The following is an 11,479-nucleotide window of genomic DNA, read 5'->3' as shown; positions in this document are numbered from 1 at the left end:
GAACTCAGTAGTGAAACGAAACAGCGCCGATGATAGTGTAGCATTTGTTATGTGAAAGTAGGTCATCGCCAGGCTCCCATTAAGAGAAACCCGTTACAGCAATGTAATGGGTTTTTTGTTGTCTGGTATTTAATAAATAGCCAAGACCCCATGCCGAACTCAGTAGTGAAACAAAACAGCTCGAAGGCGAGCCCCACGGAAGGCCGCCCCGACATAATGATAGTGTAGCATTTGTTATGTGAAAGTAGGTCATCCTACTGCGTAGCGCACCATGGCTCCAAATACAAGAAAGCCCAACTCGAAAGAGCCGGGCTTTTTTACGTTTTCAGGAAAGCTACCAAGTAGCGCAGTGTCAATCAATACACCGTAGCGTGGGTTGAGCATCACGAAACCCGCGGATAAAAGAACGCAACGACCCACTCAGAGCCCAGTGAGTAATTTTTAAATAATATTAAACGTACATTGCATATGAAAGTAGGTCATCCTACTGCGTAGCGCAACCATGGTTTCAGATAAGAAAACCCGTTACAGCGATGTAACGGGTTTTTTGTCTGGTATAAAAGCGATTTAAGTTTTATTTTAACCAGCTAATAATTAGAAAATTCCATAGGCCTCAGTTTCTTCAGCATGTTGGCGTTTAAGGTGTTCAGGTCTAAATATTGCTCCAGGATCTATCAGTACACTGTGTTTTTGTTCAAGTTTAATTAAGCCTATCATCATATTTTTTGTTTGTGGTTCGATATCAAATCCAATCGATGTTAACTTATCCAATGGTTTAATATCTTCTTTGCTGATGTTGATATTGTCTTCTACTTTATCAACTAACAGGCCTAGGTGAGGAGTGTGTCCATCTTTTGTAGTAAAAATGATGATAGGTTTGTAATCAAGATTAATCTGCTCTCTTGCAGACTCGAAAAGCCTCACTAGCACATTAAAAACGCTTCTTTTTTTTGTATTGAAATGTGCAATAGCTTTCTCTTTTCCTAACCGCCTCTGCATATCAAGCAGTTCACCAGCCATAGCGTGGAGCTCTCTATGTGGGGCATCAAATTTATCTAGGATGATTTTAAGATCTTCGTTATCAGTTTTAAAATTAGTATACCATTTACCAAATTCACATTTATCAGGGTCTGTAGACTTATTAAAAGGAGTACCGTTTGTGAGGCTTGCTTCAAGAGCATCAAGCCACTCTAAATGATCTTTTTCACGTTCTACAAGAAGATCGGAAAGTTGCTTATTGGTGATGTATGTTGATTGGTTATTTAGAACGATACCTAAGTCAAAGATTGGTGTTGGTGTTTCCATATAGTCTTTTACACCAATAAAGCTCTTATTTTCATTTGGCAATGAAGTCAGGTTATTTTCAAAACGTTCCGTTAATAATATGTCTAATATCTTTAACGAAATAGTCTTTTGTCCAACACGAAAGTTAATTAAATCCATAGTTTCCTCATCACCTCCTAGTAGGTTATATAAGAATAGAACACTATTGAAAAATAGCAGCTATTTTAATGAGAATAATGAACGGTATACCTTATGCGTGTCTATTTGACCTGAATAGGTAAAGAGTTCATGTATTTCTTTGTTTTCGTGAAATGTTTTGTCCAGTTGTGACATTAAGCATTTGGCTTCTAAAGGAGATTTACAACTAGTTGCTGCTATGCCGAAAATAACTGCATTTAAATAGCCCTCAAAGTGAAGCCGAGTTGGTCTATCGATATTTTTATCGCGCATATCAGATAAAAATTCTTTACACCAACTGTTATCGCATTGCGCAGGATTAGGCACGACTTCAGTCACCATTAAGTCAGTTGGGTACTTCAAACTAGAAAATAAGTCAGGGCTAGAAGCAAATGAAATACTTGTATAATCTGGTTTAAAGCCTTCTTCATACGCTGTGTTTATAAACTTTGATAGAGGACTGTATGTACCAACCAAGCAAATAGCAGTAACTCCACTTCTTTTTAATGCTTTTAGTGCTCGGTCAACGTCATGAGTATTACGTAGGTAGCGTGCCACTTTAATAGGCTTTAAATTATATTTTGATAGTGATTTTAACAACCCTGTTTCTACAACATAACCAAACTCATCCGCTTGAATTAAAAAACCTATCTTTGTATGCTTTTTTTCTTCGACTAAATATTTTATCTGTACTTTTGCCTCATCGTAATAGCTTGCTCTGGTATTAAACACATTTATAGTTGGGTTTAAGTGCAAAAAGTCAGCCCCACTAAAGGGCATAAGATAGGGTATTCGAAGTTTTTCTAATATTGGTGAAACGGCATGACTTGTGGGAGTGCCCATTGCCCCAAATAGCGCTAAGACATTTTCATCTTGAATAAAACGGTGAGTATTATTAACGGCCCTTCTAGGCTCATACCCATCATCGGCAACGATAAGATTGATTTTTGAGCCGTTAATCCCCCCATTTTTATTAAGCTTATCAAAATAGGTTTGGCTCCCTAAGTAAAGTTGTTCGCCAATCTGTTTTGCTGGGCCACTTAAGGCAGTGGACATGCCTAATTTTATTTCAGGGGGCTCTGAAGCAGAGCAAAAATAGCTGACGAATGGGAGCAGCCACAGTAACAATTTATAATGTATTTGAATGTAAGAGAGTTTCATACCAATTAATTACAGCCTGTTTAAATTGTTTACTAAGAGATTTTTTCCCGCTACTAAGTAAATCATGGCATGCCTGTTCTGGCGACCAGTTTTGTAATATTAGTCTAATTAAGAGATATTTGGTATGTTCGTCACAGTTTTTAAAGCTACCCGGGTATTGCCAAAATTTGCGCCATAGTAATGGTTTAATACTGTGGATCTGAAAATCACTTGTTATATATGCTTCTAGGCGTTTATTTTCGCTTTTTGAATAGGGGATGCTGTGCATATTAGTGATGATAACTTCGACTAATTGGTGATCAAGTTGCTGGTAATGACCGAGTAATTGAAATGCGAAGTCGGCGCTAAACTGTGTAGTTAACGTCTCAATTAAAGTATTGCCTGCATCGGACGGTTTAACAACAAGAGCTGAGTACTCTGCTGTTGCTTTATCTTTTTTAAAGCCTAATTTTACCAATTTGAAGTCATTATTTTGCCAAAAGCTTAATAGCGTATCATTAGCGCCAAAGCTTGCTCCAAAATAGTGGCATTGTGGAGACAATTGAACTTCGGTAAATTGAAGTAACTTAGAACCAATGTCCTTGTTTTGCTTATTTGGTGCAACAGCTATGCGTACAACACGCGCCATCTGCTTTGTAAGAACCGTAGAGTTAAACGTAAGCTGAGCCAATGTTTGTGCCATTAAGTGGCCTTGTGGCCGACGTTTACCGGTTGCGATTTGTTCAGATATTTCAGATGTTAACCCGCCTTCTATCGCGACTAAGCACACGGCAATAATTTTGGAATTATCAAAACATGCAAACAAACGTTGCGAAGTGGCATCGAGTAGGTGGCGTAAATCATTTACGCTATTTTGATAATGCGCCAATGACAGTAAGCCAACAACTTCAAGCAGTAAGGGTTCATTGTTTAAAAGTCTGTCAGACTTGATTTCTTTAAATTCGATAGATTCATAGTTGTTTGACTGGTCGTCATAGTGCGCATTAAGTGCAAGCAGTGTACATATTTTTTGCTCTAGAGGGTCGTTAGTTGCAAAACGAATTGGCTGCTTGAGTTCAATGCTGCGCATGTTTTTATAATGGGTTTGTAAGTAGCGCTTAAATTTTAATGTGTAGCCTCGGCCATTGCCTTCATAGCCCACCATGGTACTTGCAAATATAATGCGTGGGTAATGGGTAAGCATTTTTATAAGCAATGGTACGGGTATAGATGCAGCTTCATCAACAAATAACACATCACATTCAGGGAGTTCATTCAGTAATTGATCGGGCGCACTAAAGTGTAAATTTGCTAGTTGTTTATCTGAGGTGTTGTAGCTTAAATTATGTGCTTGTGCGAGGTGTTTAAAACAACTGTTTAAAGCAGAAAATTGTTGGGCACATACCACTATTTTTTTATCTGACAATTGCGCGGCAGCGAATCCCAGCGCTGATGACTTTCCTCGGCCTCTATCTGCACTTATTAATAAAGGACGATTTGCTCGCCCGTTAGCTGTTTTTACAATTTGCTCAATACAGGCTTGTTGCTCAGTTAAATCAATAACTCCAGCTTCTACAGTATTATTTTGTGTACCTGTGTAGCCATTTAACTGACTAAAATGAAGGGCCTTACTCTGTGTTAGTAATCTTGCTAAGCGCTGATTAAAAAAGCTTGTGGGTTGATTTTGTGCATAGGACTGAAAATAAGTTAAAGCTGGATCGCACCAATCCTTTAAGTTATTTAATTCTGGCAAAAGCAGTACCAATAAACCACCGGCTTTAACAGTGCCGCTTAGTGCTGCGAGTTTGTCGGGTAAAATACCACTAAAACCATCATAAATAGCATGCTCAAACTCTTGACCTAAAATTTGATGAGTGTGCTCTGGCCAAAAGCTAGGAGTAAGTTCTGTGCTTTTGGATAATACGTTGACCTTGGCGCCATTTAGCTCGTGGAGCAAGTGCTGAGCAGCTAAATAGCACCAGTTTTGTTCACCTGTGATCAGTAATAATTGCCTATGTTTGGCATAGGCAAGTAGTGATAATGCTTTGTTTAGCTCAGTATTAAATTGCTTGAAGTCGTGCATATTGAGTTACTAGCCATTTACTGCCTACATCGTCAAAGTTCACTTGTACGCGTGATTGAGCGCCTGCACCTTCGTAATTTAATACAGTACCAATACCAAACTTTGCATGTACAACGCGTTGGCCTAAATTAAAGCCGCTATCTTCAAATGCTGCATGGCTGACTGATGAGCTAAAGCGTCCTGCAGCAGGTGGGCGAGAGACTTGAGTTTTAATGCGGATTTCTTCAACACAATCTTCAGGCATTTCACGTAAAAAGCGTGACGGGCTGTGGTATTTTTCTTGGCCGTATAAACGGCGGCTTTCGGCGTGGCTAATATAAAGCTTTTCCATTGCTCGGGTCATGCCGACATAACACAGGCGGCGCTCTTCTTCTAAACGGCCAGATTCTTCATTACTCTGCTGAGAAGGGAACATGCCTTCTTCAACACCCACCATAAATACCAGCGGGAACTCTAACCCTTTTGCTGAGTGAAGGGTCATCATTTGTACCGCATCTTCATGCTCTTCTGCTTGGCCATCACCTGATTCAAGTGAGGTATAGGCTAAAAAGCCTTGCAGTGGTGAACTAAATTCTTCATCTTCTGGTAATTCGTACTGACCACACGCGCTAATAAGCTCTTCTAAGTTTTCTACTCGAGCGCGGCCTTTTTCGCCTTTTTCGGCTTGGTACATGGCCATTAAGCCAGATGTTTGAATTGCGTACTTGGCTTGCTCTTCGAGTGTCAGGTCGCCAATTTTTTCTTCTATATGCTCAACCAATTCAACAAATTTACTAACAACGCTCGCTGCACGGCCAGATAAGTGTTGTTGCTCAACAACGGCTTTTGCCGCATACCAAAGAGGTAACGATTCAGCGCGAGCACAATCACGTATGTGACTTAGGGTTTTATCGCCAATACCGCGTGCTGGGGTGTTGATAACACGCTCAAAAGCAGCATCATCTTGGCGGTTACCTACAAGGCGTAAATAAGCCAGAGCATCTTTGATCTCTTGACGTTCGAAGAATCGCATCCCGCCATAAATACGGTATTTTAAGCCTTCTTGTAACATGGCTTCTTCAAGTACCCGCGACTGCGCATTACTACGATATAAAATAGCCGCATCTTGTAATGCATTACCCGCATTAAGCCAGCTACGAAGCTTACTGCTAACAAAACGAGCTTCGTCTAATTCGTTAAACGCGGCATAGATAGAGATTGGCTCACCTTCATTGCCATCAGTCCACAGGCTTTTACCCATACGGTCTGAGTTATTTTGAATCAGCGCATTGGAGGCTTTAAGAATAGTGGCCGTTGAGCGGTAGTTTTGTTCAAGGCGAATTGTTTCGGCTTCAAAATCAGTTAGAAAGCGTTTGATGTTTTCAATTTTGGCACCGCGCCAGCCATAGATACTTTGGTCATCATCTCCAACAATCATAATGCTGTTGGTATCGCCAGCAAGTAGCTTGAGCCACGCATATTGAATGGTGTTGGTATCTTGGAACTCGTCCACTAACATGTGGGCAAAGCGCTGTTGATAATGGCGCAGTAAGGTTGGATTATTTTTTAATACTTCAAAACTACGTAGCAGAATTTCGGCAAAATCAACCAAACCAGCACGATCGCAAGCCTCTTGGTAAGCAGTATAAACCTTAAGCATCATTTGCTCATTGATATCATAAGCTTGAATGTCTTTTGGGCGAAGGCCTTCATCTTTTTTCGCGCTGATGTACCAACCAAATTGTTTAGCAGGCCATTTTTTATCATCGATGTTCATCGCTTTTAATAAGCGTTTAATCATTCTTAATTGGTCATCAGAGTCTAAAATTTGAAATGCTTCAGGTAAATTAGCTTCGCGGTGATGTGCACGCAAAATGCGATGCGATAAACCATGGAATGTACCAATCCACATACCGCCGACAGGGGCGCCGAGTGTTTCTTCAACCCGAGAACGCATTTCTTTTGCTGCTTTATTGGTAAATGTTACTGCGAAAACGCTGTAAGCAGATGCTTGCTCTACCTGCATTAACCAAGCTATGCGATGAACCAGTACTCGAGTTTTACCAGAGCCAGCCCCTGCTAGCACCAGCATATTTTGCAGTGGAGCAGCTACGGCATCCCGTTGTTTGTCATTTAAGCCATCGAGTAATTCTGAAACGTCCATCATCACGCCTTTTCAATCAATATTGCAGGCAGTATAACAGGTGTTTTTGTTAGGCTAAATAAAATACTGTTTTTATAAACAGTTAATTTAAAAATGTTCTTTATTCTATTTAACCGTGTTTTTAGCTAAGCTATTGTTGTATGAAATATTTGCTGTAGCCAATTTGACTGATATTTAGTAAAAATCACGATTTAAGACAAGTTTCTATTTGTTTATTTTTATGTAAGTTTATGATTATTAATAAATTAAAGAGTTGGCACGAAGTGTGTAAGTATCTAATAAGAAAATTAAATTAATAACTGAGGTTAATATGGCAGAGCAAGGTTCAGGCGGTAATGTAATCGCAGCAATTTGTAATATATTTTTTCCAGGGCTTGGACAGTTAGTGCAAGGTCGTATTATGGCGGCAATTTTCTTTTTCTTAGCCTGGGTCATTAGTGGCGTATTGATTTACGTTGCAATAGGTTTTGTACTTCTACCTATCGTATATATTTGGGCCATCATTGATGCCGCACGCTTTAGATCCTACCGGTAGAAAGCTTTACTGAAATGCAAAAGATAGCGCTTTATAGCGCTATTTTTGTATCTGGCTTTCGTTATTCATAACTGACTAGGTTATAATCTTGTGTATTAGCAGTACTGGAATAAAGTTATGGAATATCAATTTATACGCGATCCTATTAGTGGTTTACGGATTAAAATTAGCAGTGAGCACGCCGTGATTGGTCGTTGGTTAAATGAAGAGATCGGCAAAGAGAAAATAGCCATGGTGCAGGCCTTAATTGCATCAGTTGCCAGTAGCTTTGAGCCATTAAGGCTGCAAGGTCAAGAAATTGATTTAATCTTAAATAAAGATGAAGCAATTTTTGAAGCCCATGCATTACACCAAGATTCGGAAGATTTAATTGCTTATCAAGATGATGAACTCATGCTTGAAGAAAATGGTTTAAGTAGCGGCTGTGGCTTTGAAGATTTTGTTGATTTAATTAATTCATGGCATGAGTTTACAGCAGGAAGATAAACACAGAACCGCAGCTCTGTGCTATAAATTCTATTTACGTGATTACTGCTCAGAGACTGATTTTATCGCTGCCAGTAGCAGGTTTTCAGTCAGGCGAACTTTATAATTTGGGTTGGCATATTGAAAATTCACTAACCCTTTTTTATCCACTACAAACACCGCGGGAACAGGTAGCGCAACTTTTGCTTTGCCATCGAGTGATACAAAATTTACACCAAGTTTATTACGATAAATCGTAGCTGTTTGATCATCTAAGTAGAATGCAAGTCCGAGTGCTTGGCTTAAAGTTAGGCTATCGTCTGAAAGCAATTGATAATTAGGTGAATCAATTTTAGTTTCAGCTAGTTTTTCAGGGCTATCGGGTGATATTGCAATAATCTGCGCACCTAAATCAGCGATTTGTTGTTCTATATTTTGAATGCTGGCTAATTGCTTTGAGCAATACGGGCACCAGCCACCACGGTAAACGATTAGCACGGTTGTTTTTTCAGCAAAGCGTTTACTTAAATCAACATTGTTTCCGTCTTTATCTTTTAATGTTGTAGCAGGGATTGTTAGTCCTGGCATAAGCGGACTAACTTGCTCAGCTTTGTTTGCAATATTGTTTGCCGTTGCTGCAGATACACCAACACTTAAGAGTATAGTAAAAGTAAGTAAAATTGATTTTAGCATGTAGCTCTCTTTTTAATTGATTTAGACAATGAAACTAGACAGGCTAACATCAGAAATAATTTCAATAGATCTTAGTTATCTGTATTATTAACCGCAATTAGAAAATAGTAACTGGAAGAGACATGTCTGCCAATTTAAATAAACTAGTAGTAATGCTAGAAATGCAAAATGCAATGAACACCAAAGTTCATGAGCAATGGTTCAGCCAAGGTTTTGAATGGAACCGAGCAATTTGGGTTGAGTGCGCAGAAATGCTTGATCACTTCGGCTGGAAGTGGTGGAAAAAGCAAACACCAGATACTGAGCAAGTTATCTTAGAACTAGTTGATATATTCCACTTTGGATTATCACTGCGTATTGATGGTGAAACCAGTTATTTAGAACTAGCTAAACAGCTTGAAGAAGAATTGAGCTCACCAAAAACAGCCGATGACTTTAAACAAACACTCGAAATTTTAGCGGCGTCAGCCGTTGCAGATAAAGTGTTTAATGCTAAAGCTTTCGCTGGTTGTATGGCGCAAATCGGCATGAACATTGACGATTTATACCGTGGCTACGTGGGTAAAAACACGCTTAATTTCTTTCGCCAAGATCATGGTTATAAAGATGGCAGTTACATTAAAGTGTGGAATGGCAAAGAAGACAATGAGCATTTAGTTGATGTTGTTAAAAGCCTTGATACCGAACATGCAGGTTTTGCAAAACTTGTATATCAAGGCCTTGAAGCGCGTTACCCTAAAAGCTAAGGATGTACCTTGCTAAAATCTCTGATGCTCAAATAGTCATCTATTTCATTGTGCGGTTGCTTACTATCAGGGTTTGCAACTGCCAATAAATGACCTATACCAAACTCCCTCGCTGCATTTAATACACTTAAGCTATCATCTACAAATAACGTACGTTGTTTATCAAACCCTAAGTCGGCTTGCACTTGCTGCCATAAATGTTGACTCTCCTTACTCACACCATATTGATGAGTAGAAACTACACCATCTAAAAAGTTGTCAATATCTGTTTGCTCAAACTTCAGCATCACACTTTCAGGATGGGCATTGGTCAGTAAAATTAGCTCTTTACCTGCTTTACGCATGGCGGTTAAAAACGCAGGTACGTCTTCGCGTACTCTGATTAAATGCTGGGTTTGGCGTTTAAGCTCCATGATTGGCAGGTTTAGTTGCTGCTCCCAATAGTCAAGGCAATACCACTGAATTTGACCATGCACTGCTTGGTAGCGTTTGTGAATATCGGCTTTAGCATCCGTTAAACTTATGTTTTGCATAATCGCGTGTTGCTCAGGGATAACGTTAAGCCAAAAGTGATTATCAAAATGCAGATCGAGTAAGGTACCATCCATATCTAATAGTACGGTGTCGATTTTCGACCAATTTAGCATAGGCATTTCTCTATAAAAGATTTATGATTGTGTTAAGCATCCATGATAACAAATTAATGCCAATGACACAGAAAAAGCACCCAACACCACCGCAGATTATTAGCAATCAAGTTGTTGCAAAAAGTCGCTTATTTACGGTTGAATCTCTAGATTTAAAGTTCTCAAATAATGAACAGCGTCAGTACGAACGGATCCGTGGCGGCGGCAGAGGGGCTGTGATGATCGTGCCATTAACAGCTGATAACGAATTACTCTTAGTCCGAGAGTATTGCGCGGGCACAAACGACTATCAACTTGGTTTTCCCAAAGGTTTAATCGATCCCGGTGAAACGCCAGAGCAAGCAGCCAACCGTGAGCTTAAAGAAGAAGTTGGCTTTGGTGCTGAGCAATTAGAACCACTAAAAAAAGTGTCTATGGCCCCTAGTTACTTCAATGCCACGATGCACATTTTGTTTGCACAAGGGCTTTACCCGCAAACTCTTGAAGGGGATGAACCAGAGCCCTTAGTGGTGGTTAAGTGGCCATTAACGCAATGGCAGTCATTATTACAACAAGATGACTTTACAGAAGCACGAAGCGTTGCAGCTTTGCTATTATTAATGAAGCGCATTGATTCGGAGAGCGGTGAATGAATAAATTACTAGAGCCATGTATTGAACTTGCACAAAGTGCGGGTGCGGCTATTATGGCGATTTATAAGAAAGATGATATTGGTCAGCAGGAAAAGTCAGATCACACTCCTGTCACAAAAGCTGACTTAGCCGCCAATGATGTTTTAGTCGCTGGCTTAAAGGCCCTTGCGCCTGATATTCCTATTATGTCTGAAGAAACACCTATTCCGCCTCTTGCTGATAGGCAAGATTGGCAGCGTTATTGGCTGCTTGACCCAATGGATGGTACTGGCGAGTTTATTCTTGAAAGTGGTGATTTTGCCGTAAACATTGCGCTAATCGAAAATAACCGACCTGTATTAGGTATAATCTTCTGGCCGGCAAAAGGGATTACCTATTTTGCTAGTCACCAAAACGGGGCATTTAAACGCACAGATGGTATTGATGAAAAAATCAGTGTTGCTACACCTGATAATTTAACGTTAGCTGTTAGCCGTCGGCAAAAAATAGAAGCCGTAAGTCAGTATTTAAATACCCAATTTACAACGGTAGCGGTGGGCTCATGCTCGCTTAAAGCTTGTATTGTTGCCGAAGGGAAAGCAGATTGCTTTTTACGTATTGGCCCAACTGGTGAATGGGATACCGGCGCTTCACAAGTTATTGTTGAAGAGGCGGGTGGTTGTATTACTGATGCTGAATTTAATCCACTTACGTATAATCAGCGAGAGAGTACTGAAAACCCAGACTTCATCGTCATGGGGCACCCAGATTGGGAGTTCCAGAAAATGATAAGTCCGCACCAAAGAGCGCTTTAATTAGCGCTTTGTTTGCTTTTTGTTCGGTTGAACAGCTTTAAGTGGTTTAAGCCTTGCATTCTAATTTTATTACTATATGATAGCGCTCTCTTCGAAACAGGCTCGCAAACAACACGAAACTGTTAAGAAGAAATTACAGG

The 11,479-nt window shown here is 39.9% G+C and carries 11 protein-coding genes; 5 read left to right on the top strand and 6 right to left on the bottom strand.

Features of this window, described 5'->3' with window-relative positions; all coding sequences use genetic code 11:
• Positions 1 to 594: 594 nt before the first annotated feature.
• Genes ACHUE3_RS13895 through uvrD form a run of 4 tightly spaced genes read right to left on the bottom strand, consistent with a single transcriptional unit; the run spans position 595 to position 6,827 of the window.
• Entirely contained in the window at positions 595 to 1,443 is an 849-nt protein-coding gene (locus tag ACHUE3_RS13895) for a CZB domain-containing protein (RefSeq protein ID WP_394192984.1), read from the bottom strand.
• A 60-nt stretch (positions 1,444 to 1,503) separates the two neighbouring features.
• Positions 1,504 to 2,622 (bottom strand): ABC transporter substrate-binding protein, encoded by a 1,119-nt coding sequence (locus tag ACHUE3_RS13890; RefSeq protein WP_394192983.1) that lies wholly within the window; start codon positions 2,620 to 2,622, stop codon positions 1,504 to 1,506.
• A complete protein-coding gene (locus ACHUE3_RS13885) occupies positions 2,591 to 4,684 on the bottom strand; it encodes a tRNA(Met) cytidine acetyltransferase TmcA domain-containing protein (RefSeq protein ID WP_394192982.1) in 2,094 nt (697 codons plus the stop codon). Before ACHUE3_RS13885 ends, ACHUE3_RS13890 begins: the two co-directional genes overlap by 32 nt.
• Positions 4,662 to 6,827 (bottom strand): DNA helicase II, encoded by a 2,166-nt coding sequence (gene uvrD / locus ACHUE3_RS13880; RefSeq protein ID WP_099296358.1) that lies wholly within the window; start codon positions 6,825 to 6,827, stop codon positions 4,662 to 4,664. Before uvrD ends, ACHUE3_RS13885 begins: the two co-directional genes overlap by 23 nt.
• Positions 6,828 to 7,137: 310 nt before the next feature.
• On the opposite strand from uvrD, the gene ACHUE3_RS13875 reads away from it, so the two are divergent.
• Both ACHUE3_RS13875 and ACHUE3_RS13870 read left to right on the top strand, forming a co-directional pair.
• Positions 7,138 to 7,362: a hypothetical protein gene (locus ACHUE3_RS13875; RefSeq protein ID WP_058560768.1), complete on the top strand. Its 225-nt coding sequence runs from the start codon at positions 7,138 to 7,140 to the stop codon at positions 7,360 to 7,362.
• Positions 7,363 to 7,479: 117 nt separating this feature from the next.
• Positions 7,480 to 7,848 carry a YacL family protein gene (locus tag ACHUE3_RS13870; protein WP_394192981.1) on the top strand — a complete coding sequence of 123 codons (369 nt, stop codon included), beginning with the start codon at positions 7,480 to 7,482 and terminating at the stop codon, positions 7,846 to 7,848.
• 42 nt (positions 7,849 to 7,890) lie between these two features.
• Here the strand turns inward: ACHUE3_RS13870 and ACHUE3_RS13865 are convergent, their stop codons facing one another.
• Positions 7,891 to 8,520 carry a peroxiredoxin-like family protein gene (locus ACHUE3_RS13865; protein ID WP_394192980.1) on the bottom strand — a complete coding sequence of 210 codons (630 nt, stop codon included), beginning with the start codon at positions 8,518 to 8,520 and terminating at the stop codon, positions 7,891 to 7,893.
• 122 nt (positions 8,521 to 8,642) lie between these two features.
• Here ACHUE3_RS13865 and ACHUE3_RS13860 point away from each other — a divergent pair, with 122 nt between their 5' ends.
• The gene (locus ACHUE3_RS13860) at positions 8,643 to 9,266 is read left to right on the top strand and encodes a dUTP diphosphatase (RefSeq protein ID WP_394192979.1); all 624 of its coding nucleotides are present in this window, start codon (positions 8,643 to 8,645) and stop codon (positions 9,264 to 9,266) included.
• Here the strand turns inward: ACHUE3_RS13860 and yrfG are convergent.
• Complete coding sequence (yrfG, locus tag ACHUE3_RS13855; protein ID WP_394192978.1) at positions 9,263 to 9,913, bottom strand: GMP/IMP nucleotidase; 651 nt, start codon at positions 9,911 to 9,913, stop codon at positions 9,263 to 9,265. The two genes, ACHUE3_RS13860 and yrfG, sit on opposite strands and share 4 nt — an antisense overlap.
• A gap of 62 nt (positions 9,914 to 9,975) precedes the next feature.
• Here yrfG and nudE point away from each other — a divergent pair, with 62 nt between their 5' ends.
• Together nudE and cysQ are read left to right on the top strand one after the other, a co-directional pair.
• Positions 9,976 to 10,545, top strand: coding sequence for an ADP compounds hydrolase NudE (gene nudE / locus ACHUE3_RS13850; RefSeq protein WP_394192992.1), 570 nt, complete (start codon positions 9,976 to 9,978; stop codon positions 10,543 to 10,545).
• Entirely contained in the window at positions 10,542 to 11,339 is a 798-nt protein-coding gene (gene cysQ, locus ACHUE3_RS13845; protein ID WP_394192977.1) for a 3'(2'),5'-bisphosphate nucleotidase CysQ, read from the top strand. The genes nudE and cysQ overlap by 4 nt, the downstream gene beginning before the upstream one ends.
• Positions 11,340 to 11,479: the final 140 nt, after the last annotated feature.

Origin of the sequence: Pseudoalteromonas atlantica, from assembly GCF_043641955.1 — a bacterium.
GTDB lineage: Bacteria > Pseudomonadota > Gammaproteobacteria > Enterobacterales > Alteromonadaceae > Pseudoalteromonas > Pseudoalteromonas atlantica_A.
This window is presented reverse-complemented; position numbering and strand designations above follow the sequence as displayed.